The organism is Pseudomonas sp. B111, assembly GCF_026428275.1.
Classification (GTDB): Bacteria; Pseudomonadota; Gammaproteobacteria; order Pseudomonadales; family Pseudomonadaceae; genus Pseudomonas; species Pseudomonas aeruginosa.
This window is the reverse complement of record NZ_CP097857.1, coordinates 3,861,349-3,885,150: the sequence shown is the minus strand read 5'-3', so window position 1 is coordinate 3,885,150 and position 23,802 is coordinate 3,861,349. Positions and strand designations below refer to the sequence as shown.

The 23,802-nt window shown below is 66.5% G+C and carries 23 protein-coding genes and 1 tRNA gene; 22 read left to right on the top strand and 2 right to left on the bottom strand.

From position 1 onward, the window contains the following. The first annotated feature begins 13 nt into the window (after window positions 1-13). The 5 genes from bamC to wapB all read left to right on the top strand — a co-directional run bounded on the left by bamC (window position 14) and on the right by wapB (window position 4,166). Complete coding sequence (gene bamC / locus M6E97_RS18035) at window positions 14-1,204, top strand: outer membrane protein assembly factor BamC (RefSeq protein WP_003086271.1); 1,191 nt, start codon at window positions 14-16, stop codon at window positions 1,202-1,204. Continuing rightward, window positions 1,143-1,901: an MBL fold metallo-hydrolase gene (locus tag M6E97_RS18030; protein ID WP_003123205.1), complete on the top strand. Its 759-nt coding sequence runs from the start codon at window positions 1,143-1,145 to the stop codon at window positions 1,899-1,901. Before bamC ends, M6E97_RS18030 begins: the two co-directional genes overlap by 62 nt. Before the next feature lie 28 nt (window positions 1,902-1,929). Beyond that, window positions 1,930-2,640, top strand: coding sequence for a phosphoribosylaminoimidazolesuccinocarboxamide synthase (gene purC / locus M6E97_RS18025; protein WP_003108622.1), 711 nt, complete (start codon window positions 1,930-1,932; stop codon window positions 2,638-2,640). 93 nt (window positions 2,641-2,733) lie between these two features. Then, window positions 2,734-2,823: transfer RNA gene (locus M6E97_RS18020), tRNA-Ser, on the top strand. A 350-nt stretch (window positions 2,824-3,173) separates the two neighbouring features. Continuing rightward, a complete protein-coding gene (wapB, locus tag M6E97_RS18015; RefSeq protein WP_078463861.1) occupies window positions 3,174-4,166 on the top strand; it encodes a 1,2-glucosyltransferase WapB in 993 nt (330 codons plus the stop codon). A gap of 39 nt (window positions 4,167-4,205) precedes the next feature. Here wapB and M6E97_RS18010 read toward each other — a convergent pair whose 3' ends face one another. After that, window positions 4,206-5,006 (bottom strand): IclR family transcriptional regulator, encoded by an 801-nt coding sequence (locus tag M6E97_RS18010; RefSeq protein ID WP_003112543.1) that lies wholly within the window; start codon window positions 5,004-5,006, stop codon window positions 4,206-4,208. 157 nt (window positions 5,007-5,163) lie between these two features. Between M6E97_RS18010 and M6E97_RS18005 the strand changes: the two genes are divergently transcribed. The 13 genes from M6E97_RS18005 (at window position 5,164) to M6E97_RS17945 (ending at window position 18,449) form a co-directional block, all read left to right on the top strand. Then, window positions 5,164-5,550 (top strand): Zn-ribbon domain-containing OB-fold protein, encoded by a 387-nt coding sequence (locus M6E97_RS18005; RefSeq protein ID WP_011666727.1) that lies wholly within the window; start codon window positions 5,164-5,166, stop codon window positions 5,548-5,550. Continuing rightward, window positions 5,547-6,698 carry a thiolase gene (locus M6E97_RS18000; RefSeq protein ID WP_033939227.1) on the top strand — a complete coding sequence of 384 codons (1,152 nt, stop codon included), beginning with the start codon at window positions 5,547-5,549 and terminating at the stop codon, window positions 6,696-6,698. Before M6E97_RS18005 ends, M6E97_RS18000 begins: the two co-directional genes overlap by 4 nt. A 109-nt stretch (window positions 6,699-6,807) precedes the next feature. Continuing rightward, on the top strand, window positions 6,808-8,955 hold the full coding sequence (locus M6E97_RS17995; RefSeq protein ID WP_033939230.1) for an acetate--CoA ligase family protein: 2,148 nt from the start codon (window positions 6,808-6,810) through the stop codon (window positions 8,953-8,955). After that, window positions 8,939-9,805 (top strand): MaoC/PaaZ C-terminal domain-containing protein, encoded by an 867-nt coding sequence (locus M6E97_RS17990; protein WP_033939232.1) that lies wholly within the window; start codon window positions 8,939-8,941, stop codon window positions 9,803-9,805. Before M6E97_RS17995 ends, M6E97_RS17990 begins: the two co-directional genes overlap by 17 nt. A gap of 81 nt (window positions 9,806-9,886) precedes the next feature. Next, a complete protein-coding gene (locus M6E97_RS17985) occupies window positions 9,887-11,242 on the top strand; it encodes an MFS transporter (RefSeq protein WP_033939233.1) in 1,356 nt (451 codons plus the stop codon). Window positions 11,243-11,265: 23 nt separating this feature from the next. After that, entirely contained in the window at window positions 11,266-11,673 is a 408-nt protein-coding gene (locus M6E97_RS17980; RefSeq protein ID WP_003108633.1) for a PaaI family thioesterase, read from the top strand. Window positions 11,674-11,813: 140 nt separating this feature from the next. Continuing rightward, the gene (locus M6E97_RS17975) at window positions 11,814-12,878 is read left to right on the top strand and encodes an acyl-CoA dehydrogenase family protein (protein WP_015503366.1); all 1,065 of its coding nucleotides are present in this window, start codon (window positions 11,814-11,816) and stop codon (window positions 12,876-12,878) included. Next, on the top strand, window positions 12,878-13,639 hold the full coding sequence (locus tag M6E97_RS17970; protein ID WP_003086299.1) for an enoyl-CoA hydratase/isomerase family protein: 762 nt from the start codon (window positions 12,878-12,880) through the stop codon (window positions 13,637-13,639). The genes M6E97_RS17975 and M6E97_RS17970 overlap by 1 nt, the downstream gene beginning before the upstream one ends. 1 nt (window position 13,640) lies before the next feature. Next, the gene (locus M6E97_RS17965) at window positions 13,641-14,786 is read left to right on the top strand and encodes an acyl-CoA dehydrogenase family protein (protein ID WP_003086301.1); all 1,146 of its coding nucleotides are present in this window, start codon (window positions 13,641-13,643) and stop codon (window positions 14,784-14,786) included. Between the two features lie 40 nt (window positions 14,787-14,826). Next, window positions 14,827-15,744 carry an SDR family NAD(P)-dependent oxidoreductase gene (locus tag M6E97_RS17960; RefSeq protein WP_033939235.1) on the top strand — a complete coding sequence of 306 codons (918 nt, stop codon included), beginning with the start codon at window positions 14,827-14,829 and terminating at the stop codon, window positions 15,742-15,744. Between the two features lie 15 nt (window positions 15,745-15,759). Beyond that, entirely contained in the window at window positions 15,760-16,746 is a 987-nt protein-coding gene (locus M6E97_RS17955; RefSeq protein WP_003086306.1) for an NADH:ubiquinone reductase, read from the top strand. A 78-nt stretch (window positions 16,747-16,824) separates the two neighbouring features. Continuing rightward, the gene (locus M6E97_RS17950; protein ID WP_024007623.1) at window positions 16,825-18,075 is read left to right on the top strand and encodes an OprD family porin; all 1,251 of its coding nucleotides are present in this window, start codon (window positions 16,825-16,827) and stop codon (window positions 18,073-18,075) included. 98 nt (window positions 18,076-18,173) lie between these two features. Then, on the top strand, window positions 18,174-18,449 hold the full coding sequence (locus M6E97_RS17945; protein WP_023098713.1) for a zinc ribbon domain-containing protein: 276 nt from the start codon (window positions 18,174-18,176) through the stop codon (window positions 18,447-18,449). Between the two features lie 2 nt (window positions 18,450-18,451). On the opposite strand, the gene M6E97_RS17940 is transcribed toward M6E97_RS17945, so the two are convergent. Then, entirely contained in the window at window positions 18,452-18,928 is a 477-nt protein-coding gene (locus M6E97_RS17940) for a GreA/GreB family elongation factor (RefSeq protein ID WP_003140638.1), read from the bottom strand. A gap of 174 nt (window positions 18,929-19,102) precedes the next feature. On the opposite strand from M6E97_RS17940, the gene M6E97_RS17935 reads away from it, so the two are divergent. The 4 genes from M6E97_RS17935 (at window position 19,103) to M6E97_RS17920 (ending at window position 23,269) form a co-directional block, all read left to right on the top strand. Next, a complete protein-coding gene (locus M6E97_RS17935) occupies window positions 19,103-20,596 on the top strand; it encodes an aldehyde dehydrogenase family protein (RefSeq protein WP_003086325.1) in 1,494 nt (497 codons plus the stop codon). A gap of 55 nt (window positions 20,597-20,651) precedes the next feature. After that, window positions 20,652-21,938 (top strand): NAD(P)/FAD-dependent oxidoreductase, encoded by a 1,287-nt coding sequence (locus M6E97_RS17930; RefSeq protein ID WP_033939236.1) that lies wholly within the window; start codon window positions 20,652-20,654, stop codon window positions 21,936-21,938. Between the two features lie 72 nt (window positions 21,939-22,010). Beyond that, window positions 22,011-22,379 (top strand): antitoxin Xre/MbcA/ParS toxin-binding domain-containing protein, encoded by a 369-nt coding sequence (locus M6E97_RS17925; RefSeq protein WP_003086329.1) that lies wholly within the window; start codon window positions 22,011-22,013, stop codon window positions 22,377-22,379. Between the two features lie 134 nt (window positions 22,380-22,513). Further along, a complete protein-coding gene (locus M6E97_RS17920) occupies window positions 22,514-23,269 on the top strand; it encodes an RES family NAD+ phosphorylase (protein WP_003086331.1) in 756 nt (251 codons plus the stop codon). The last annotated feature ends 533 nt before the right edge of the window (window positions 23,270-23,802 follow it).

Sequence of the window (23,802 nt, the reverse complement as noted above, 5' to 3'; positions counted from 1 at the left end):
GGAGCTCCACGCAATGAAGCGACTGGCTGGACTGACCGCCCTCGCCCTGGTTATCGGCAACACTTCCGGCTGCGGCTGGCTGTGGGGGCCGGAGGGCTATTTCCGCGACCGCGGCGACGACTACCTCGGCGCCCGCGAGACGCCTCCCATGCAATTGCCCGAAGGGGTGCACAGCAAGCCGCTCGATCCGCTGCTGCCGATTCCGCTGAACGTCGCCACCACCCACGAAAAAGAGGGTGAGTACGAGGTTCCGCGTCCGCAGCCGCTGGCCAACGCCGGCGACATCAGCGACTACAGCCTGCAGCGCAGCGGCGATAGCCGCTGGGTCGTGGCCCAGCGTCCGCCGGCGGAAGTCTGGCCGGTGGCCCGGCAGTTCTTCGAGGAGAACGGTTTCCGCATCGCGGACGAGCGCCCGCAGACCGGCGAGTTCAGTTCCGACTGGCAATCGCTGTCGCAGCTTTCCGCGCCGCTGGCACGCCGCCTTAGCAGCCGCGTGAGCGGTGTCGAGCCGGACGGCCAGGCACGGGTTCGGGTGCGTATCGAGCCCGGCGTGCAAAGCAATACCAGCGAGGTCTACGTGCTCAGCCAGACCCGCGCTGCCGGTGACACCAGCAGCCCGAGCTGGCCGAGCAAGTCGGTGGCGCCGAGCCTCGACGCGGCGCTGCTCGACGAGATGGTCGCGAGCATGGCGCGCAGCGCCGAGCAGGGCGGCTCGGTCTCGCTGCTGGCAGCCAACTCGATCTACGACACGCCCGGCACCTTCGAGTTGAGCAAGGACGGCAGCGGCAACCCGGTGCTGACCTTGCAGTCCGACTTCGACCGCTCCTGGGTCAGCGTCGGGCGTGCCCTGGATAACGCCGATATCCGCGTCGACGACCTCAACCGCAGCCTTGGCGTGTACTACGTGAACATCGCCGAAGGGGCGAAGAAGCCCGACGAAGACAAGCCCGGGTTCTTCAGTCGCCTGTTCGGCGGCGGCGAGAAGACCAAGGAAGAGGAAGACGCCAAGGCGCAGCGCTACCAGGTCCGCCTGACCACCGTCAGCGACGCCGTGCAGGTCACCGTCGACAAGGACATCAACACCTCTGCGCCGGCCGATGTCGCGCAAAACGTACTGGAAAAACTCCAGGAGAGCATGCGCAATGCGGTTCGCGGTTCTGGGCAGCGGAAGCCGGGGCAATTCGGCCTTGGTGAGCAGTTCTGACACCCGGATACTGATCGATTGCGGCTTCCCGCTGCGTGAAATCATCAAGCGTCTGGCGCGCCTGGGGCTGAGTCCCGCGCAGCTGGACGCGATCCTGGTCACGCACGAACACGCCGATCACATCCATGGCGTCGAACTGCTGGCGCGGCATTACCAAATCCCGGTCTATCTCAGTGCGGGTACCCTGAGCGGCATGCGCCGCCCGGTGCACCCCGCCGAGCTGTTGAGGGCCGGCCAGCGCCTGGCGATCCGCGGGCTGGAAGTGCAGGTGGTTGGCGTCTCGCACGACGCCCGCGAGCCTACCCAGTTCGTGCTGTCCGACGGACAGCGGCGCTTCGGCATGCTCACCGATCTGGGAATGGCCACGGCCGAGGTGCTGGAGTGCTATCGTGCGGTGGATGCTCTGGTGGTCGAGGCCAACCACGACAGCACGATGCTTGCCGGTGGCCCGTATCCCTATTTTCTCAAGGCCCGCGTAGGCGGTTCGCGAGGGCACTTGAACAACCATCAGTCCGCAGAACTGGTGAAGCAGCTGGATTGGGGTCGCATGCAGCACCTGGTGCTGGCCCATCTCAGCGAAAAGAACAACTCGCCGCAGCTGGCCCGGCAAACCTTCGTCGACACCCTCGGGTGCGATCCGGGCTGGCTGCAGGTGGCCGATCAGCATTCAGGCCTGGATTGGCGCGAGATCGCCTAGGCCCTATTACCCGTAAGCGGAGCCCATCATGGAAAAACGCGAAGAACTCTACCGCGGCAAAGCCAAGTCGGTTTACCAGACCGACGATGCCGATCGTCTCATCCTGCTGTTCCGCAACGACACCTCCGCCTTCGACGGCAAGCGCATCGAACAGCTCGATCGCAAGGGCGCGGTGAACAACAAGTTCAACGCCTTCATCATGCAGAAGCTGGAAGCTGCCGGCATTCCGACCCAGTTCGACAAGCTGCTGTCGGATACCGAGTGCCTGGTGAAGAAGCTCGACATGATCCCGGTCGAGTGCGTGGTGCGCAATTTTGCCGCCGGCAGCCTGGTGCGTCGCCTCGGCGTGGAAGAGGGCATCGCCCTGACTCCTCCCACCTTCGAGTTGTTCCTGAAGAACGACGCCCTGGGCGATCCGTTCATCAACGAATCCCACGTCCAGGCCTTCGGCTGGGCCACTCCCGAGCAGCTGGCGCAGATGAAGACCTATTCCTTCAAGGTCAATGAAGTGCTGAACAAGCTGTTCGACGACGCCGGTCTGCTGCTGGTGGACTTCAAGCTGGAGTTCGGCCTGTTCCATGGCCAGATCGTCCTCGGCGACGAGTTCAGCCCGGACGGCTGCCGTCTGTGGGACAAGGAAACCCGCAAGAAGATGGACAAGGACCGCTTCCGCCAGGGCCTCGGCGATGTGATCGAAGCCTACGAAGAGGTAGCCAAGCGCCTGGGCGTGCCGCTTTAACCTCCTAACGCGCGCAACCATCTGAAAGAACGCGAAAAAATCTTCAAGAAAGCTTCGCGTTCTTCGTACAAGCTGGTATCATGCGCGCCGCACGGAGAGATGCCGGAGTGGTCGAACGGGACGGATTCGAAATCCGTTGAGTCAGCAATGGCTCCTAGGGTTCAAATCCCTATCTCTCCGCCATTACATATGAGCAAAGCCCCTGGAATGCCTGGCGTTCCGGGGGCTTTGTCTTTTCTGGCGAGCGTTCGGGCATCCCCTCTGCGGGGCGGGCGAAAAAGCCGTGCCATGGTTTCGGGTGCCGGCCAGGTCGTGCAGCTTTCCTAGGAATGCTGCGGGCCCTTCCTTCGTTCTGCCCTTCCTTCTCCTCTGGGTGGTCGTCCCGCTCTGCCTGGGTTTCGTGGGTGCGCTGAGCGCGCATTTCTCCACCGCTTCCGATTTTCTGTCCTTCGGGCGCCGGGTCGGGCGACCTGCCGGTTTCGATGGTCGGTGCGGTTCTTCTTAGTATCCCGGCGCTTGAAGGCGCCGCGGATGTGTGGCCGAGCTGCATGGCACGGTTTCCCTCCGGCGGACAGCCAGGATATCGGTTTGTGCCGAGTCCCGGAGACGGGGCTGGGGAGGAAGAAATGCGTCCGCTCGTTTCCGTCGTTTGCGCCTGTTTCAATATCTCGAAGTATCTGGACGAGGCGATCGCCAGCATCTACGCGCAGGGCTATCCCAATCTCGAGTTGATCGTGGTGGATGACGGATCCACGGACGACACCTATGAGCGTCTCGCCATGCTCCGCGAGCGTCACGGTTTCCAGCTCTACCGCCAGGCTAACCGAGGGGTGAGCGACGCGCTCAATCACGGTTTGCGTCATGCGCGGGGCGAGTTCGTGATGACTCCCGACCTGGACGACATTCTCCTGCCTGGAGCGCTCGACACGCGCGTCGACTACTTGCTTGCGCACCCCGAGGTCGGGTGCGTGGGCGGTTTCAATATCTGTATCGACAGTGCTGGTAACGAAGTGGCGCGAGACGGTTTCAGCGAGGGGTGTGTGGAGCGTTGGGGGTTCGATGCAGCATTGGCCGAGACCCTGGTGGTCATGCCGCTGACGGCGCTCTACCGCATGGAAGCGATGAAGCGGGCGGATTTCTTCGACCCGTCGATTCGCGTGCAGGATTTCCAGATCACCCTAAGGATCGCGGCGCAGGGCTATGAAATTCATCGACTGCCGGCCTACATGGGGCGTTATCGCCGGCATGGAAGCGGTCTGTCCGGCAGGTACAAGCTCAATTACGAGGCGGATATGCAAGCCATCGAGCCTTATCGGGCTCACCCGAATTATCGCCGGGCCCGGCAACTGATCCTGAACAAGGCGCTGAAGAAGGCTGTTGTCCAGGATGGGCGATATGCCTGGCAGTTGTTCCGCTCGGTGCCGCTGCGAGCGTGGGACCGGGTGACGCTGAAGCGATTCTGGCGCTTTCTCCGTTATCTGCCGGTCCTCGGGTTGAAGGACGGTACCGGCGTCGAGGGTCGATGACGGCTGGCCGGCTAATCTTTCAATGGGTTGAATGCCATTTCAGGATTTCTCCTTCAGTGCCTCGCCCTGGGGAAATAGCGCGCGGCTCACGAAGCGCGCGGTATCCCGCAGGCTGGTGCCGATCCGTTCCAGGTCGTCGGGCTGGTGCTGGGCGCTGATGCCGATCGCGGAGATGGCGAAGCGCGGTTGTCCGTCGCGGTCGGTGATGGCGCTGGCGACCATGCTCACGCCGCGGTAGAGGTGTTCCTGGTCGATAGCCCAGCCGCGCTCGACGGCCTCGGTCGCTTCGGCCTGGTAGCGCTCGAAGCTCGGCGGATTTTCCCAGCGCACGCGGGTCAGTCGGCGGCGCAGTTCGTCCTCCGGCAGTTCGCGCAGGCCGGCAATGCAACGCCCGGCGGCGCCGACCAGTTCCGGCAGGCGCGTGCCGACGGCGACGTTGACGTGGGCGACGGGCGGTGCAGCAAGGGCGATGACGCGGATGTGCGCATCGTCGGTGACTTGCCACAGGGCGATGAGGATGTGGTGGGCAAGGCTCAGTCGCTCCAGCTCTGGCTGGATCAGGTCGGCATAGCTGCGTCCGACGAATCCTACGGCCAGTTCCGACAGGCCAAGGCCCAGTTGGTAGGTCTTGCCCGCATCGTCGAAGGAGGTCAGCCGTTCGTTGCTCAGGGTGCGCAGGATATTGAAGGCGCTGCTCGGGCTGATGCCGGTGGCGCGAGCGATGGCGGCCACGCCTTGCGGTCCGTCGGCGTGGGCCAGGTGGCGAAGTATCTGAATGGCGTTCACTACCGCGCCGACATCTTTGCTGCTGGTGCCTTTGGTTGTGGCGTCCTTGGTCATTTTTCCTCTTTTCATTCAGTATTGTGATTGACATTCACGATAGTGAATATATTCTGGCCTTCCGGAACGTACAACCGGGGACGGAAGCAGTATCCGGTTCGGCGTCCAGCGCGATGCACTTTGCAGCAAAGGTCGACAAGAACAAAGGAGAAATCTCGTGGCAGATCTTCCCGATGGCAGTACTCCGGGACCTGAGGCGCAGTACCTTGCGTTTCTCGCCCAGGGCCGTTTCATGTTGCAGCGCAGCCGTTCCAGCGGTCGCCATGTGTTCTACCCGCGCCAGTTGGTGCCAGGTAGCGGCGAGACTGATCTCGAGTGGGTTCCCGCCAGCGGCCTGGGTACGCTCTACGCGATCACTGTCAATCGCTCCCGCGGCGGCAATCACAATGTCGCGCTGGTCGACCTGGACGAGGGCGTGCGCATGATGTCGCGGATCGACGGGCACGAGAGCCTGCCGATCGGCACCCGTGTGCAGGCGCGCATCGTCGAGCAGGACGGTGCCAATGTCGTGGTGTTCGTTCCCCACCAGGAGGGACGACCATGAGCGCGGCCATCCGTGGCAAGACCGCCATCGTCGGCATCGGTAGCGCCGGCGTCGGCGAGGCGCCGGGCTACAGCGCCATCGAACTGCTCGGCCAGGCGTCGCTCAGGGCCATTGCCGATGCCGGCCTGAAGCTTTCCGACATCGACGCGATCTTCGCCGCCACCAGTTCCCATGCCTTTCCCACCTTGTCGGTCGCCGAATACCTCGGCATCCGCCCGAAATTCGTGGATGGCACCAATATCGGCGGCTCCAGTTTCGAGCTGCACCTGCTGCAGGCCACTTTGGCACTGGAGGCCGGTCTCTGCGACGCTGCGCTGATCTGCTACGGCTCCAACCAGCGAAGCGCCGGCGGCCGCCTGGTATCGATGAGCGAGCCACAATGGCACGAGACGCCCTACAAGCCGCGCCACCCGATCACCGCCTATGCCCTGGCGGCCAGCCGGCACATGCACCAGTACGGCACCACACGCGAGCAGCTCGCCGAGGTGGCGGTCTCTGCCCGGCAATGGGCCAACCTGAATCCCGAGGCGTTCGCCCGCGGGCCGTTGAGCGTCGATGACGTCCTTGCCGCGCGGATGGTCAGCGACCCGCTGAGTGCCGCCGACTGCTGCCTGGTCACCGACGGCGGTGGCGCCTGCGTGGTAGTGCGCGCCGAGCGCGCCCGCGACTTGCCCAATGCGCCGGTGTACTTCCTTGGCGCGGCCGGAGCGCAGTGGCATCGCTCGATCGTGTCGATGCCCGACCTCACCGTGACGGCGGCCTCGGAAAGCGGTCCGCGAGCCATGCAGATGGCCGGTGTGCGGCACGCCGACATCGACCTGGTGATGCTCTACGACGCCTTTACCATCAACACCCTGCTGTTCCTCGAGGACCTGGGTTTCTGCGCCAAGGGCGAGGGCGGCCCATTCGTCCAGGGCGGACGCATCGCGCCCGGCGGCGAGCTGGCGGTGAACACCAACGGTGGCGGGCTGTCCTGCGTGCATCCGGGGATGTACGGGATGTTCCTGATCATCGAGGCGGTGACCCAGCTCCGCCGCCAGGCCGGCGAGCGGCAGTTGGCCAAGGCCGACGTGGCGTTGCTGCACGGCAACGGCGGCACGCTGTCCAGCCAGGTAACCGCGTTGCTCGGCACCGGCGACACGCTCTAGACCCCTGGCCGACAGGCCTTCCGGGCGCTGCCGTGGCGGCGTCCCGCGGGCGCGCTCGCCCGCGAGAAGGTTGTCGTGCCGGCCACAGACAAACGGATCAGGTGAACCCATGTCAGCGAACCACTCGCAACAGCTCATCGACGCTCCCCGTTTCGCCAGTCTTACTCCATTGATCGAACCACGCTCGGTCGCGGTGATCGGCGCTTCCAGCGACCCGACCCGCATCGGTGGCCGTCCCATCGCCTACATGCTGCGCCATGGCTATGCCGGGCAAATCCTCCCGGTCAATCCGAATCGTGCTGAAATCCAGGGGCTGCCGGCCTTCGCCAGCGTTGCGGAGCTGCCGCAGGCACCGGACGTGGCCATTGTCGCGGTGCCTGCGCCTCAGGTGCTGGAGACCGTCCGGGCGCTGGGCCGCCAGGGGGCGCGCAGTGCCATCGTGTTCTCTTCCGGATTCAGCGAGGTCGGCGAGGCCGGCGCGGCGATGCAGGATGCGGTGGTAGCCGCTGCCCGCGAGCACGGTATGCGCCTGCTCGGTCCGAATGCGCTCGGCGCGTTCAACAGTAACCTGGGTTATTACGCGTTCTTCTCCACCAGCCTGGAACGTGGCGTACCGCTGCCCGGCCGGGTAGGCATCGCCACCCAGTCCGGTGCCTACGGCGCGCACCTGCTCGGCATGGCGCGCCAGCGGCGCCTGGGAACCCCTATCTGCGTGGCCACCGGTAACGAGGCCGACGTCACCCTGGGCGACAGCATCGGTTGGCTGGTGGAGTCGCCGGAGATCGACGTGGTGATGGCCTACGCCGAATCCATCCGCAACGTCGACAGCTTCCTCGCCGCCCTGGAGGCAGCGCATCGCGCCGGCAAGCCGGTGATCCTGCACAAGGTCGGGCGCAGTGCCCTGGGTAGCCGCGCGGCGCTGTCCCACACCGCTTCGCTGGCCGGCGACGACAAGGTGCTGGACGCCGTGCTGGGCGACTATGCGGTGATCCGCGCCAGGACCACCGAGGAACTGATGGACATCGCCTACCTCGCCACCCGGCGTATCTATCCGGTGGGCAACAGCCTCGGCATGATCACCGTCAGCGGCGGCGCCGGGATCATCGTCAGCGATGCCGCCGAGGAGGTCGGCCTGCCGATGCCGCCGATGCCGGACATGGCCCAGGAGCGGCTGAAGGCACGGCTGTCCTTCGCGTCGCCGATCAACCCGGTGGACTGCACCGCGCAGGCCCTGAACGATCTGACGCTGGTGCGCGACTTTACCGAGTCGATGGTGGTCGACGGTGGCTACCGTTCGCTGCTCGCCTTCTTCACCCAGGCCGGCACCGCCGCCTCCATCGGCGCGCGTCTGGCCGAGCAGTTCCGGCGGATCAAGGAGGCTCATCCCGAGCGTCTGTTCGTGGTCTCGGTGATGGGCGAGGGGGAGGAGCTGGCACCCTACGAGGAGGCCGGCTTCGCACTGTTCGAAGACCCCACCCGGGCGGTAGTGGCGATCCAGGCCATGGGGCGGCTCGGCGAAGCCTTCGCCCGGCCGTTGCGCCTGCGCCGGCCTGCCGGCGGGCTACAGTTGCCCGCCTCCACGCCCGGCGAAGCCGAGGTCAAGCGCCTGCTGGCGCGCGCCGGTATCGAGTCCGCCGCCGAGGCGGTGCTGGGCAGTGCCGAAGAGGCGGTTGCCTTCGCCGAGGGCATCGGATACCCGGTGGTGCTGAAGCTCGCCTCGGCGGACATCCAGCACAAGTCGGAAATCGGCGGCGTGCTGCTTGGCGTAAGCGATGCGGACGCGGTACGCGCCGGTTTCCAACTGCTCCTGCGCCGGGCCGCCGAGAAGGCGCCGCAGGCGCGTCTCGATGGCGTCCTGGTGGCGCGCCAACTGCAGGGCGGGGTGGAGTGCTTCATGGGGATCCAGCGCGATCCGCTGTTCGGCCCGGTGGCGTTGTTCGGCCTGGGCGGGATCTTCGTCGAAGTGCTGCAGGACGTGGTGTTCCGCCGCTGCCCGTTCGAGGTCGACGAAGCCGAGGCGATGATCCGTAGCATCAGAGGCGCGCCGCTCCTGTTCGGCGCGCGTGGCCGGCCGCGGGCCGACGTCGCGGCGCTGGCACGGCTGCTGTCGAATCTCTCGCGGTTCGCCTGGGAGGCGGGAGAGCGCTTGCGCTCGGTGGACCTCAACCCGGTCATCGCCTTGCCGGAGGGCCAGGGCGCCTGGGCGGTGGATGCGGTGTTGGAAGTCGAGGAGGTGGCCGATGGCGCTCGATCCTGAGGTACTCCTGAACTACCCGATCCCCGAAGTACGCCAGCGCTACAGCCGGCGCGACAGCGCCTTCTACGCATTGTCCCTCGGTCTGGGCGGCGACCCGCTGGACGAGCGCCAACTGGTCTACGTCGATCCGTGCCGCGATCTCCAGGCATTGCCGTGCATGGCCCTGGTGCTCGGTCATCCGGGCTTCTGGCTGGGCAATCCGGCGACTGGCGTGGACGCGCTGCGCCTGGTTCACGGCGAGCAGCGCCTGGAGTGGCGGCGGCCGTTGCCGGCGGAAGGCGAGGTGATCGGTAGGACCCGGGTCACCGGTCTGGTAGACAAGGGCGCCGACAAGGGCGCGCTGCTCTACAGCGAGAAGGTGCTCAGCGACGCGCTCAGCGGCGAGGTGCTGGCTGTCGCCCGCAGCACCACCTTCCTTCGCGGCGACGGCGGCTTCGGTGGTTCCCGGCAGGTGCCGGAAATGCCGCATCGCTTGCCTGAACGGACGCCCGACCTGCGACTCGACCTGCCGACCCGTCCGGAGCAGGCCCTGTACTACCGCCTCAACGGCGACGACAACCCGCTCCACGCGGAGCCCGCGGCAGCGCTGCGGGCCGGCTTCCCGCGGCCGATCCTGCATGGCCTGTGCACCCTCGGCGTGGCATTCCACGCGGTGTTGCGCGGGCTCGCCGACTACCGCGCGGAGCAACTGGGACATCTGCAGGTGCGTTTCTCGGCTCCGGTGTTTCCCGGCGAGACCTTGCGTACCGAGATGTGGAGCGACGGCTCGTTCCGCACTCGCGTCGTCGAGCGCGATGTGGTGGTGCTGGACAACGGCCGGGTAGGTCCGCCGCCAGAGCGGCCGGACTGAAGCGAAGGGCGGTGGCGCGAGGGAACGACCGTCGGGCTGCCGTGAAGATCAACCGAAATCCTGCTTGCGAGAACAAGAATAATGAATGCAACCGCGCTTTCCCCGAACCCGGCGCCGGCCATTTCCCGGCGCACCATGCTGATCGCCTTCGTCTTCTGCTTCCTCGGCCTGCTCGCCGACGGCGTCGACCTGATGTTCCTGGCCTACAGCCTCAACAGCCTGAAGGCCGAATTCGGCCTGAGCAACTTCGAAGCCGGCTCCCTCGGCAGCCTGACTCTCGCCGGCATGGCCGTCGGCGGTATCTATGGCGGCTGGTGCTGCGACCGCTTCGGCCGGGTGCGAGTGGTGACCTGGACCATCGTGCTGTTCTCCATCGGTACCGCGTTGCTGGGGCTGACCCAGAACTACTGGCAGTTCGCGCTGATCCGCTTCGTCGCCTCGCTCGGCCTCGGCTCGCTGTTCGTCGCCTGCAACATCCTGATGTCCGAGTGCGTCGGAACCAGGTACCGCACCACCATCCTCGCCGCCATGCAGGCCGGCTGGACCGTGGGCTACCTGGTGGCGACCCTGCTGGCGGGGCAGATCATCCCCGAGTTCGGCTGGCGCACCTTGTTCTTCACCGCCGTGGCGCCGGCGCTGGTCTGCCTGGCCCTGCGGCCCTGGGTGCCGGAGTCGCCGTCCTGGCTCGCGGCCCAGGCCGGGCGCCAGCGTCCCGGCGCGGCTCCGCAGAGCCACGCCGAGGCTGGCGGCGCCGGCCCGCTGGGACGGATGCTGGGCGATCCGGAAACGCGCGGCATGTTCCTGCTCTGGAGCCTCACCTCCTGCTTCCTGCTGTTCGGCTACTACGGCACCAACAACTGGATGCCGTCCTACCTGGAGAGCGAGTTGGGGATGAACTTCAAGTCGATGACCGGCTACATGGTCGGCACCTACAGCGCGATGATCCTCGGCAAGGTCGCCGCCGGTGTCTGCGCCGATCTCTTCGGCCGGCGCCTGACCTTCGCCGCCGGGGCCATCGGCAGCGCCGCCTTCATGCCGTTGATCGTGTTCTACCACTCGCCCTCCAACATCCTCTGGATCCTCATCACCTTCGGCTTCATCTACGGCGTTCCGGTCGGGGTGCTGGCCACCTACATGACCGAGAGCTTCTCCACCCGCGTCCGCGGCTCGGCGGTGGGCACCGCCTACAACCTGGGTCGTATCGGCGCGGCGGTGGCGCCCGCCGGCATCGGCCTGCTGGCCACCCACGTGTCGATCGGCGCGGGTTTCCTGGTGATGGGCATCACCTACGTGCTCACCGGACTGATCCCGGTGCTGTTCATTGCGGACCGGCTCTACGACCCGAACCGCGAGTCCCGCGATGCCGAGAGCGCTTCCCGACGGCAAGCGCCGGGCAGTGCCGTGGATACCGCCGAGCGGCGCGCGGCCAAGGCCTGATCCTGCGGAAGGAGTGCACATCCATGAGTTCTTTTCCACGACAGCCAGCGGCGGAGCAGCGGCCCGCCAGCTTCCAGGAGTTCATCGGCCTCGAGCGCTGGACCGATGCCGACGGGATGGCGCGGGTGCGCCTGGGGCATCGCCCGGAACTGATGAACTACCTGCAACAGTTCCACGGCGGGGTGTTGATGTCGGTGCTGGACGCCGCCATGGCCCAGGCGATCCGTGCCTGCCTGCCGGACTGCTCGATGGTGACCATCGACATGGCTACCCACTTCATGGGTAGCGCCCGCGGCGAGCTTCGTGCGGTTGGCAGGGTGGTGCGACGGACCCGCACGATCTGCTTCTGCACGGCGGAAATCTGCAACGAGGACGGCGAGGTCATCGCCATGGCCTCGGGCAGCTTCAGGTACCGCGCGGCTAAGCCGTAGCGGAGTTCCGGCGGCACGGCAGCGGAGCCATCCGTCGCGCGTCCGGACCACGGCCTGCGCGGTCGCTCCGCGCGGACAAGCCGGCGCCGCCCGTGCAGATGACGGACGGGCGGACGGCGTATCGACAGGAGGGCGAACAGATGAGTGAGCAAGACGAGTGGGCCGGCGAGCGCGAGCAGCGTCTGCGGATGATCCGCGACAGCGCGGCTTCGCTGGTGCCGCGCGACGGCGACCTGACCCGCGTGCGCCGCGGTCGTTTCACCGGTAGCGGGGTGGACCGCCAGGCCTGGCGCGAGGTCTGCGCCATGGGCTGGCCGGCGCTGCGCCTGGATGAAGCGTTGGGCGGCAGCGGCCTGGGCATGAGCGAATACGCGGCGTTGCTGGAGGCGCTGGGGCGCGGCCTGCTGCCCGAGCCGCTGATCGAGGCCGGGCTGGTGGCGCCGCTGCTGCCGGAAGACGAGCGCGTTGCGTTGCTGGCCGCTGAGCGGCTGGTCCTGCCGGTGGGCATCGCCTACCGCGATGGGCGGCGACGCCCTCGTATGCAGGAAGGGCGGTTGCACGGCGAAGTCGCTCACGTACATCTGGCTGGTGCCGCCGATGCCTGGCTGGTGGCCTGCGAGCAGGGCCTGGCGCTGGTCGAGCGCGATGCCGATGGCGTGGAACTGCTCTGCGAGGCGACCCAGGATGGCGCTCACCTGGCGCGCCTGCGTTTCCGCGATGCGCCGGCACGGTGGTTGTCCGGCGAGGTAACGGAACAGGTTCTGGACGAGGCAGGGCTGGCCTGCGCGGCCTATCTGGTCGGACTGATGGATGGCGCCTTCGAGCGAACCCTGGAGTACCTCAAGGTACGTCGCCAGTTCGGCCGCGAGATCGGCAGTTTCCAGGCGCTGCAGCACCGCATGGTCGACCTGAGGATCCAGATCGAACTGTCGCGCGCCATGGTCGAGCAGGCCGCCGCCGCGATCGATGCCGGGGCGTCGGAAAGCGAGCGCCAGCGGCAGGTCTCCAGCGCACGGGTACGGGCCTCGGAAGCGGCTCTGCTGGTGACCCGTCAGGCCATCCAGTTGCACGGCGGCATCGGCTACACCGACGAGGCGGACATCGGCCTGTTCCTGCGCCGCGCCATGGTACTGCTCAATGCCCACGGCTCGCTGGCGTTCCACAAGGCGCGCTACGCCGCGCTGCTACAGCGGGAGGTGGCCTGATGAGCGGTTTGTTGCAGGAAACGCGCGGCACGGTGCGCCTGCTGCGCTTCGACAACCCGGCCCGGCGCAACGCACTGTCGCCGGCGCTGCGCATGGAATTGCTGCGGGCCCTGGAGGCGGCCGAATGCGACCCATCGATTCGCAGCGTGCTGCTGACCGGTGGCGAAGAGGTGTTCTGCGCCGGCGGCGACCTGGGCGACATGCGGGTGACCGAGTTGGCCGCCGGCAGGGCGCGAATGCAGGACAACGCGCGGCTGGTGCGGCAGATGGTGCGCATGGGCAAGCCGCTGATCGCCGCGGTCGAGGGCTGGGCGGTGGGGGCCGGGCTGTCCGTGGCGCTGGCCTGCGACAGCATCGTTTGCGGCGCCGGCGCCCGCTTCGCCGCCGGCTTCGGCAAGGTCGGGTTGCTCGCCGACCTTGGCCAGTTGCATACCTTGCCGGCGCGCATCGGTTGGGGGCGGGCACGGCAGATCCTGATGTTCGGCCAGGTGGTAGAGGCCGAGGAGGCACTGCGCATCGGCCTGGCCGACCGCCTCTGCGCCGCTGGCGGCGCCTTGGCGATGGCGCTGGAACTGGCCGGGCGGGTGGAGCAGCAGGCGCCGTTGCCCCTGGCGATGACCAAGGCGTTGCTCGCCGAGGGCCTTGACCTATTGCTGGAGCGGGAGGGCGAGTTGCAGAGCCAGTTGTTTCTCAGCGCCGACCACGCCGAGGGCAAGGCGGCCTTTCTCGCCAAGCGTCCCCCCGTATTCAGAGGAAACTGAGATGACCGACTACGACAGTCTCGACGACAACGCCTTTCGCCTGATGGTCCGTGAGTGGATCGCCGCCAACTATCCGCAGCGCATCCGCAATCCGCCCCGTCGCCTGGGGCGCGAGGAAACCCGCGAGTGGTACCTGCTGTTGTCGCGCCAGGGCTGGCTGTGTCCCGGCTGGCCCAGGGAGTACGGCGGCATGGGGCTGAGCGCCGGCAAGCAACTGATCATGATGGAGGAAATGGAGGAGTACGGCTGCGCGCGCCTGCCCGACAGCGGCGTGACCATGCTCGGCCCATTGTTGATCCGCTATGGCGACGAGGCGCAACGGGCGCGCTTCCTGCCGCGCATTCTCAGCGGCGAAGACATCTGGTGCCAGGGCTACAGCGAGCCCAACGCCGGCTCCGACCTGGCCAGCCTGCGCACCGAGGCGCGCCTGGAAAACGGCGAGTGGGTGATCAACGGACAGAAGACCTGGACCACCATGGGCTCGGAGGCCAACTGGATCTTCCTGCTGGTCCGCACCGAGCGCAGCGCCAAGGCGCAGCACGGCATCAGCTTCCTGCTGGTGCCGATGGACAGCCCGGGCATCGAGGTGCGGCCGATCCTCAACCTGGAGCTGCACGGCGAGTTCTGCGAAGTGTTTTTCAACGACGTGCGGGTGCCCTACGACAGCCTGGTCGGCGAAATCAACCAGGGCTGGAGCATGGCCAAGGCGCTGCTCGGTTTCGAGCGGATCTTCCTCGGTTCGCCCAAGCAGTCCACCTTCGCCCTCCAGCGCCTGGAGCGTCTGGCCCGGCACCTGGGACTGTGGCACGACCCTCTGTTCGCGCGCCGCTTCGCCGCGCTGAGCATGGACCTGGACAGCCACAAGGCGCTCTACGAGCGTTTCGCCGAACGCCTGCGGCGTGGGGAGAGCCTCGGCCCGGAGGTATCCATGCTGAAGATATTCCAGTCCGAACTGTTCCAGCGCATCAGCGAGCTGGGCCTGGAGGTCGCCGGGGAGGACTCGGCCCTGCTACAGCCCTTCGCCGAAGACCCCGAGCTGCATCCGGCGGGGATCTTCATCCAGTCGCGGCCGACCACCATCTACGGCGGCAGCAACGAAATCCAGCGCAACATCCTGGCCAAGAGCGTCCTCGGCCTGCCGGGCTGAGCGCAACCGAACGACATCCACGGGACGAAGAGGATTACCCATGAGCAGCAGACTCAATGAAGGCAAGGTCGCGATCGTTACCGGCGCGGGCGGCGGCATCGGCCGCGAGATCGCCCTGGCCCTGGCCGATTCCGGGGCACGGGTGGTGATCAACGATATCGGCGTATCGCTACAGGGCGAGGGCGGGTCGGCCTCGCCGGCCGAAGAGACCCTTGGCCTGATCCGCCAGCGAGGCGGCGAAGGTCTGATCAACACCGACAGCGTCGCCGACTGGGACAGCGCGCGGCGTATCGTCGAATGCGCCATGGACGGTTTCGGGCGTCTGGATATCGTGGTGAACAACGCTGGCATCCTGCGCGATGCGATCTTCCACAAGATGAGCGCCGACGACTGGCTGTCGGTGATCAATGTCCATCTCAACGGCAGCTTCTTCGTCAGCCGGGCCGCCGCCGAACGCTTCCGTACCCAGCAGGCCGGCGCCTTCGTACACATGACCAGCACTTCCGGGCTGATCGGCAACTTCGGCCAGGCCAATTATTCCGCGGCCAAGCTGGGCATCGTCGCCTTGAGCAAATCCATCGCCCTCGACATGCAGCGCTACAACGTGCGTTCGAATTGCATCGCGCCGTTCGCCTGGAGCCGGATGACCGACTCGATCCCGGCCGAAACCCCGGAGCAGAAGGCCCGCGTCGACAAGCTGCAGCGCATGACCCCCGAGAAGAACGCGCCGCTGGCCGTCTACCTGGCGTCCGACGCCGCCCGCGAGGTCACCGGCCAGGTGTTCGCCGCGCGTCACCACGAACTCTTCCTGATGAGCCAGAGCCGGCCGCTGCGCAGTGTGCATAGCGAGCGCGGCTGGACCCCGGAGAGCATCGCCGAGCACGGCATGCCGGCGTTGCGCGGCAGCTTCATGGATCTGGCGCGCAGCCCGGGCGTGTTCTCCTGGGACCCGATCTGACCGAGGAGGCAATCCATGGGCGTGTTCAGGACCCGTTTCACCGAGACCTTCGGCGTCGAACACCCGATCATGCAGGGCGGCATGCAGTGGGTCGGCCGTGCCGAGATGGCTGCGGCGGTGGCCAACGCCGGTGGCCTGGCGACGCTGTCGGCGTTGACCCAGCCGAGCCCGGAGGCACTGGCTGCGGAGATTGCCCGCTGCCGCGAGCTGACCGATCGGCCGTTCGGGGTCAACCTGACCTTGCTGCCGACGCAGAAGCCGGTGCCCTATGCCGAATATCGCGCAGCCATCATCGAGGCGGGAATCCGCGTCGTCGAAACCGCCGGCAACGACCCCGGCGAGCACATCGCCGAATTCCGTCGACACGGCGTCAAGGTGATCCACAAGTGCACCGCCGTGCGCCATGCGCTCAAGGCCGAGCGACTGGGCGTGGACGCCGTCTCCATCGACGGCTTCGAGTGTGCCGGCCACCCGGGCGAGGACGACATCCCCGGCCTGGTGTTGCTGCCGGCCGCGGCCAACCGGCTACGCGTGCCGATCATCGCCTCCGGCGGTTTCGCCGATGGACGTGGCCTGGTCGCGGCGCTGGCGCTGGGTGCCGACGCGATCAACATGGGCACGCGCTTCCTGGCCACTCGCGAATGTCCGATACACCCTGCGGTGAAGGCGGCGATCCGTGCGGCCGACGAGCGTTCCACCGACCTGATCATGCGTTCCCTGCGCAATACCGCGCGGGTGGCGCGCAACGCGATCAGCCAGGAAGTACTGGCGATCGAGGCACGCGGCGGCGCCGGCTACGCCGATATCGCCGCGCTGGTCAGCGGCCAGCGCGGTCGCCAGGTGTACCAGCAGGGCGATACCGACCTGGGGATCTGGTCGGCCGGCATGGTCCAGGGCCTGATCGACGACGAACCGGCCTGCGCCGAGTTGCTCAGGGACATCGTCGAGCAGGCGCGCCAACTGGTGCGTCAACGCCTGGAGGGCATGCTCGCCGGGGTCTGATCCGCTCCGCCACGGCGGTCGCGGCAGGGAGTGGCCGCGGCGCCGTGTCTATCCACTGACGACGAAGAGACAACAACAATGAAAATTCTTCCCGTTCCGATGCTGGCCGCGGGGCTGGCGTTGCTGCCGTCGTTCGCCCAGGCGGAGTTTTTCGCCGACGGCAAGGCCGGCCTCGAACTGCGCAATTTCTATTTCAATCGCGACTATCGCCAGCCCGGCGCCAGCCAGTCCTATTCGGAGGAGTGGGCGCAGGGTTTCCTGTTGCGCTACGAGTCCGGCTACACCGAGGGGCTCTTCGGCTTGGGTGTCGATGCGCTGGGCCTGCTGGGTGTCAGGCTGGACTCCTCGCCAGAGCGATCCGGTAGCGGTCTGTTGCCGTATTCGACGAGCGACCGGCGCGCCGCCCACGACTATTCCAGCCTGGGCCTGACCGCCAAGCTACGGGTCTCGCACAGTACGCTGAAGATCGGCAGCCTGATGCCCAGGCTGCCGGTGGTGCAGTTCAACGACACGCGCCTGCACCCGCAAACCTTCCAGGGCGGACTGCTGGAAGTGAACGAGATCGACGGGCTGGCGCTGCAGTTCGGCCAGTTGCGCCAGGTCAAGCAGCGCGACTCGACCAACGCCGAAGACCTCGGCATCACCCGCGGCAACAAGCGCAACGTACTGGCGGGCCGGCACCCCGGCAGCGACCGCTTCGACTTCGCCGGCGGTACCTACCGCTGGAGCGAGCGCCTGAGCAGCAGCTACCACTACGCCAACCTGGAGGATTTCTACCGCCAGCATTATCTCGGCGTGCAGCACCTCTTGCCGCTCGCCGATGACCAGTCGCTGAAGTCCGACATCCGCTGGGCGCGTTCCACCGACGAGGGCGGCAGCCGCGTCGACAATCGCGCGCTGAATGCGCTGTTCACCTATCGCCTGGGCGGCCACGCCTTCGGCCTCGGCTACCAGCGCATGTCCGGCGATAGCGGCTTCGCCTACCTGGGCGGGACCGATCCGTATCTGGTCAACTTCGTGCAGATCGGCGATTTCGCCAACAAGGACGAGCGCTCCTGGCAGTTGCGCTACGACTACGACTTCGCCGCCATCGGCCTGCCCGGCCTGACATTCATGAGCCGCTACCTGCGTGGCGAACACATCGACCTTCTGGACGGCGGTGGGCGCGGCAAGGAATGGGAGCGGGACACCGATATCGCCTACCTGGTGCAATCGGGGCCGTTGAAGAACCTGGGGATCAAGTTGCGCAACGGCACCTTCCGCAGCGATTTCGGCAACGACATCGACGAGACCCGGCTGATCGTCAGCTACGCGTTGCCGCTGTGGTGAAGCGGACTTGAGTTTCCCGATGTTTCCGCGCCATTGACCCTGTAGTGGCTACAGCCTTTTCACTGGAAGCCGTCAGATCCAGACGAGAGGGTTGTGCCATGGGGTTCTTCGAACGGTTGTTGATGGGTGGGCGTCATCATGGACAGGGCGGTGGTCATCACGGCGGCGGTCATCACCGCGGTCAGGGCGGCTATCCGCCGGCGCCAGTCGCGGTGGGAATGGCCTGTCCCGCCTGCCGCACCGCGAATGCGGCGACGGCACGATTCTGCCAGGGCTGCGGCGGCGCCCTGGCGCCGCTGCGCTGTATCGCCTGCAGCGCCGATCTCGCGGCGGGCGCGAAGTTCTGCGGCGCCTGCGGTGCGCCGCAGCAGTAGCCTCAGTCGACGGCGAGGATTTCCACCGCAAGGGGGGAGTCCTTCGCCCCGGTCTCGTCGCCTGGGTGCCTGCCGACCAGGCTCTGACCCAGTGGCGAGCGAGGCGTGATGACCAACACCTCGCGACCTTCGCAATCGATCTTCAGCCCGGCCGCCTCGGGGCCGAGGAACACTGTTCGCCGGCTGCCGTCGGCGTTCAGCAGGGTGACCAGCGCGGTGAGCTGGATGCCCTGTTCCTCGTCGAAATCGCGCAGCACCAGATTGCGGTACAGGCCCAGCGCCTGGCGGATCTCCTCGACCCGGCGCGACTGCCCGGCGGCCAGGTAGGCCGCCTCCAGGCCGAGGGTGTCGTACTTGTTCTCGGCGACGTTCTCTTCGTGGGTTGCCGTCTCATGGGCGGTCTGCGCGGCGCGGACGGCGACTTCCAGGTCCGCGGCGAGCTTTTCCGTGATCAGGCGCAACAGCTTTTTCTTGTCCATGTCGGGTAGGCGAGGGCTGGCCGGCGAAGGCGTGCATGGTACGGGAAAGACGGCGGATCGCGACAGCTCGGAGCCAGTATGAAAACTCGGAATGACGTGGCGAATAAAGGTCGTTTGTCGCTACCGGGCAAACCGACTAAAACGAGCGGAAACGAACAGCCAGGAGAACCTCACATGATCGACGGATTGCTGCGCAGTCTCGGCCTCGACCCCAATGCTTTTCGCGATGGCGAGCTTGCCGTGCATACCCCCATCGACGGCAGTCGCCTGGCTGCGGTGCGACTGGAGGGGCGCGCCGCCGTTGCCGCCAAGGTCGAGCGCGCCGAACAGGCGTTCCGCGCCTGGCGCCAGGTGCCGGCGCCGCGCCGTGGTGAACTGGTGCGGCTGTTCGGCGAGGAATTGCGTCGGCACAAGGCCGAACTCGGCGAACTGGTGTCCTGGGAGGCGGGCAAGATCACCCAGGAAGGCCTCGGCGAAGTCCAGGAAATGATCGATATCTGCGACTTCGCGGTGGGCCTCTCGCGCCAGTTGTACGGTCTTACCATCGCATCCGAGCGTCCCGGCCACCACATGCGCGAGACCTGGCACCCGCTGGGCGTGGTAGGCGTGATCAGCGCGTTCAACTTCCCAGTCGCGGTGTGGTCGTGGAATACCGCGCTGGCGCTGGTCTGCGGTAATTCCGTGGTCTGGAAGCCTTCGGAGAAGACCCCCCTCACCGCACTGGCCTGCCAGGCACTGTTCGAGCGTGCCGCGCGGGCCTTCGGCGGCGATGCGCCGGCGCACCTGAGCCAATTGCTGATCGGCGACCGCGAGGCCGGCGAAGCGCTGGTGGACGACCGTCGCGTCGCCCTGGTCAGCGCCACCGGCAGCACTCGCATGGGGCGCGAAGTGGCGCCGCGGGTGGCGGCGCGTTTCGCTCGCTGCATCCTCGAACTGGGCGGCAACAACGCGATGATCCTGGCGCCAAGCGCCGACCTCGACCTGGCGGTGCGCGGCATCCTGTTCGGCGCGGTGGGCACCGCCGGGCAGCGCTGCACCACCTTGCGCCGGTTGATTGCCCATGAGTCGGTGAAGGACGAGATAGTCGAGCGCCTCAAGGCAGCCTATTCCAGGGTCCGTATCGGTCATCCGCTGGAGGGCAACCTGGTCGGGCCGCTGATCGACGAACGCAGCTACCTGGCCATGCAGGACGCCCTGGCGCGAGCCCGCGAGCAGGGGGGACGGGTGTTCGGCGGCGAGCGGCAATTGCAGGAGCGCTATCCGGATGCCTACTACGTGTCGCCGGCCATCGTCGAGATGCCGGGACAGACCGAAGTGGTGCGCACGGAGACCTTCGCACCGATCCTGTACGTGGTCGGCTACCGCGATTTCGACGAGGCCCTGCGCCTGAACAACGAGGTTCCCCAGGGACTGTCGTCGTGCATCTTCACCACCGACCTGCGCGAGGCGGAACTGTTCCAGGGCGCGGCGGGCAGTGACTGCGGGATCGCCAACGTCAACATCGGCACCAGCGGGGCGGAAATCGGCGGGGCGTTCGGCGGCGAGAAAGAGACCGGCGGCGGTCGCGAGTCCGGCTCGGACGCCTGGAAGGCCTACATGCGACGGCAGACCAACACCGTCAACTATTCCCGCGAGCTGCCGCTGGCACAGGGCATCACCTTCGATTGAACGGGGCGCGGCGGGCTCCCGCCGCATGGCAATGAGGCTGGCAGCGGAGTCGCGCATGGGCGGTTTGCAGCAACGGTGTCTGTGGGAAGTGGTTACGCCTCGCCTGTCCGGAGCGGCGAGCCTGAACGGCGAGCAGTGCGCCGACGTATGTGTGATCGGCGCCGGTTTCACCGGGCTTTCGGCGGCGCTCCACCTGCTGGAGGCGGGCCGTTCGGTGTGCGTGCTGGAAGCGTACGAGGTCGGCCACGGCGGGTCGGGACGTAATGTCGGATTGATCAACGCCGGCACCTGGATTCCCCCGGACGAGGTGGTCGCCACCCTCGGCGCCGAGCAGGGAGAAAAGCTCAACGCCGTGCTGGGGCGGGCGCCGGCGCTGGTGATGGAGACCATCGAACGCCTCGGCATCGATTGCCAGTTGCGCCGCGAGGGCACCCTACACATGTCGCACAACGCCAGCGGCGTGGCCGATCTGCAACGCCGTCACGCGCAGTGGACGCGCCGCGGCGCTCCGCTGGAGTTGCTGACCGGCGCGGCTTGCCACGAGGCCTGCGGCACCCGGCGAATCAGCGCGGCGTTGCTCGACCGACGCGCCGGCACTCTCAATCCCATGGCCTATTCGCGCGGACTGGCCACTGCCGTCGTACAGCGTGGCGGGCAACTGTACCAGCGCTCGCCGGTGCTCGCCCTGGAGCGGCAGGGCGCGCTGTGGGCGGTGCGCAGCGCCGCGGGGGCGGTATTGGCGGAACAGGTGGTGATCGCCTCCAACGCCTATACCGAGGGCGAGTGGACCAACCTGAGGCGGCACTTCTTTCCCGGCTACTACTACCAGGTGGCTTCGGCGCCGCTGCACGGCGCCGCGGCCGAGCGCATCCTGCCTCACGGCCAGGGTTCCTGGGACACCAGGACGGTGCTCAGCAGCATCCGTCGCGATGCCCAGGGCCGCCTGTTGCTGGGAAGCCTCGGCAATGGCGCGAACAAGCCCGCCTGGTTCCTGCGGCAATGGGCCGATCGAATCCAGAGCCATTACTTTCCCGACCTGGGCCAGGTCAACTGGGAGTACAGCTGGACGGGTTGCATCGCCTTCACCCCCGATCATCTGATGCGCCTGTTCGAGCCTGCGCAAGGCTTGCTGGCGGTGACCGGCTACAACGGACGCGGCGTGACCACCGGTACGGTAGTGGGCAAGGCGTTCGCCGACTACCTGCTGAGCGGCGAGCGAGCGACATTGCCGTTGCCGTTCAGTGACATGAAGCCCGTCCCCGCGGCCAGGCTGCGCAGTTGCGCCTACGAGATGGGTTTTTCTCTCTATCACGCCGGTCAATGCTTGCGCGTGGTTCTCTAGGTTCGACCGAATCAAGGTGTGTTTTCAGCAAAATAATGATAGTTTGTTGTAAACACACATGAGGAGGTCGTCATGAGCGCTCTCATCAAGGAACGTCCCAGCGCCGATGCTGTCCTGGCCAAGGCCGTCCTGGCCGCGCGCGAGCAATTGGGGCTGACGCAGCTCGAACTGGCCGGCATCGTCGGCGTCGATCGCAGCGCCATCAGCCGCTGGAAGACCCAGGGCCTGCGGGTGGACAGCAAGACCGGCGAGCTGGCTCTGCTGCTGGTGCGGGTCTATCGCGCACTGTATGCCCTGTTCGGCGGGCAGCAGGAGGACATGCGCCACTTCCTGCGCACTCCCAACCATCACCTGGCGGGCGAGCCGCTGGCACTGATGGGACAGGTGCAGGGCCTGGTTCATGTGCTGGAATACCTCGATGCGATCCGCGGCAAGGTCTGATGCCCGGCGCGCCTGTACGGGGGCCTACGCCTGTCACGGAAAAGGCTGGCAGCCAGAGGCGACACGCCTGGCTGAATGGAGACTGCGGTGCCGCTACGCTGGCATCCGACACCACAGGAAGCGAGGGGCGGAAGGTGAGCGAGATCTGGCGACAGTGCAAGGGTGAGCGGCATGTCCGACCGCTCCAGGGGCGGCTGGTGCGGTTGGTGGAGAGCCAGGAGCAGGTGGCGACCCTGCAATTGGTCGACACCCTGGAAGAACAGGCGTTGCTCGAGGAACTGCTCGAGTCGAGCAAGCCGCCGGTGCCGGCGGATGCCGAGCCATTGCATTACCTGTTGAAGACCCCGTTCCGTTATCCGCCCTTGCGTTGGGGGTCGCGGTTTGGCCGTCGTCACGAGCCAAGCCTGTTCTACGCCGCGTTGAAGCTGGAAACGGCCATGGCCGAAAGCGCGTATTACCGTTGTGTCCTGTGGAGTGGCATGGCGGTGCCGCCACCGAGCGGGAGGATTCTGTCCGAGCACGCTTCGTTCGAGGCGGGCTGGAAGGTGGAGCGGGGAATCCGTCTGCAGGCGCCGCCTTTCTCCGATCACGAGGCTGCGCTGACCGACATCGCCGACTACCGCGCTCCCCAGGAACTGGGAAGTGCCATGCGCAGCGCCGGGGTGCAGGCATTCGAATACCGTTCGGCGCGTTGCCCGGAGCGCGGCTGCAATGTCGCCCTGTTCACGCCCGCGGCCTTCACCGAAAAGCGTCCTCGCAACCTGACGCCCTGGCTGTGCGAAACCACGGCCGGTTACGTGGCCTTCAAGCCGGCGCATGTGCCGGGGTCGCCGAAAATCTTCTCCTGGGAGCTGTTCCTGGTGGACGGAAAGTTGCCGCATCCGGCGTGAGTGGAGGGGGGCACGGTTGCCAGCGATCCGGGGGCACCGTCTGAAGGCCGCCACCTGCCTGTTGGGCAGGGCTGGCCTACATGCCCCGAGGGAAAGAGTGGCTGAGGATTTCGAACGGCATTGCCCTGCAATGGGGCGGCAAGAGGCTTCGGCGAAAATTTGTGCACAAATGGAAAGCAGCTTGTCAAGGGTTGAGAGCGTTAGGCTCTAAACGCTTGATTTTTCATGTTTGAAACGTAACTTATTGAAAAATAACGATAAAAATAGTTGGTGAAAAAATCGTCAATCTGTCCCATAGCCCCACTCCATCGGGGGTTCGGCAGTTTTTTAGGGGCTTTTCCACTGGGTTATCCACAGGATCTGTGGATTTCCCAAGCGCTTGCTCGACAGCACATCGCACGCTCCAAGGCAAGCCCTGTAGCCGCGACAAAAATGCCGTGGAAGCAGAAATATCCCGGCGGCGAAGGGCGCAGGGCGATGGCTTCCGTTACGGAAGTATCTGAAATGTCCTGCGCATGGGGTTATGCACAGCT

Excerpts from the sequence above, each read along its gene's own strand:
- M6E97_RS17955 (WP_003086306.1), top strand. The coding sequence starts at position 15,760 with ATGGGCGTGTTCAGGACCCGTTTCACCGAGACCTTCGGCGTCGAACAC.
- M6E97_RS17990 (WP_033939232.1), top strand. The coding sequence starts at position 8,939 with ATGGCGCTCGATCCTGAGGTACTCCTGAACTACCCGATCCCCGAAGTA.
- purC (WP_003108622.1), top strand. The coding sequence starts at position 1,930 with ATGGAAAAACGCGAAGAACTCTACCGCGGCAAAGCCAAGTCGGTTTAC.
- M6E97_RS17930 (WP_033939236.1), top strand. The coding sequence starts at position 20,652 with ATGGGCGGTTTGCAGCAACGGTGTCTGTGGGAAGTGGTTACGCCTCGC.
- M6E97_RS18010 (WP_003112543.1), bottom strand. The coding sequence starts at position 5,006 with ATGACCAAGGACGCCACAACCAAAGGCACCAGCAGCAAAGATGTCGGC.
- M6E97_RS17950 (WP_024007623.1), top strand. The coding sequence starts at position 16,825 with ATGAAAATTCTTCCCGTTCCGATGCTGGCCGCGGGGCTGGCGTTGCTG.
- M6E97_RS17975 (WP_015503366.1), top strand. The coding sequence starts at position 11,814 with ATGAGTGAGCAAGACGAGTGGGCCGGCGAGCGCGAGCAGCGTCTGCGG.
- bamC (WP_003086271.1), top strand. The coding sequence starts at position 14 with ATGAAGCGACTGGCTGGACTGACCGCCCTCGCCCTGGTTATCGGCAAC.
- M6E97_RS17940 (WP_003140638.1), bottom strand. The coding sequence starts at position 18,928 with ATGGACAAGAAAAAGCTGTTGCGCCTGATCACGGAAAAGCTCGCCGCG.
- M6E97_RS17935 (WP_003086325.1), top strand. The coding sequence starts at position 19,103 with ATGATCGACGGATTGCTGCGCAGTCTCGGCCTCGACCCCAATGCTTTT.
- M6E97_RS17980 (WP_003108633.1), top strand. The coding sequence starts at position 11,266 with ATGAGTTCTTTTCCACGACAGCCAGCGGCGGAGCAGCGGCCCGCCAGC.
- M6E97_RS17960 (WP_033939235.1), top strand. The coding sequence starts at position 14,827 with ATGAGCAGCAGACTCAATGAAGGCAAGGTCGCGATCGTTACCGGCGCG.
- M6E97_RS18030 (WP_003123205.1), top strand. The coding sequence starts at position 1,143 with ATGCGGTTCGCGGTTCTGGGCAGCGGAAGCCGGGGCAATTCGGCCTTG.
- M6E97_RS17945 (WP_023098713.1), top strand. The coding sequence starts at position 18,174 with ATGGGGTTCTTCGAACGGTTGTTGATGGGTGGGCGTCATCATGGACAG.
- M6E97_RS17965 (WP_003086301.1), top strand. The coding sequence starts at position 13,641 with ATGACCGACTACGACAGTCTCGACGACAACGCCTTTCGCCTGATGGTC.
- M6E97_RS18000 (WP_033939227.1), top strand. The coding sequence starts at position 5,547 with ATGAGCGCGGCCATCCGTGGCAAGACCGCCATCGTCGGCATCGGTAGC.
- M6E97_RS17970 (WP_003086299.1), top strand. The coding sequence starts at position 12,878 with ATGAGCGGTTTGTTGCAGGAAACGCGCGGCACGGTGCGCCTGCTGCGC.
- M6E97_RS17995 (WP_033939230.1), top strand. The coding sequence starts at position 6,808 with ATGTCAGCGAACCACTCGCAACAGCTCATCGACGCTCCCCGTTTCGCC.
- M6E97_RS17985 (WP_033939233.1), top strand. The coding sequence starts at position 9,887 with ATGAATGCAACCGCGCTTTCCCCGAACCCGGCGCCGGCCATTTCCCGG.
- M6E97_RS17925 (WP_003086329.1), top strand. The coding sequence starts at position 22,011 with ATGAGCGCTCTCATCAAGGAACGTCCCAGCGCCGATGCTGTCCTGGCC.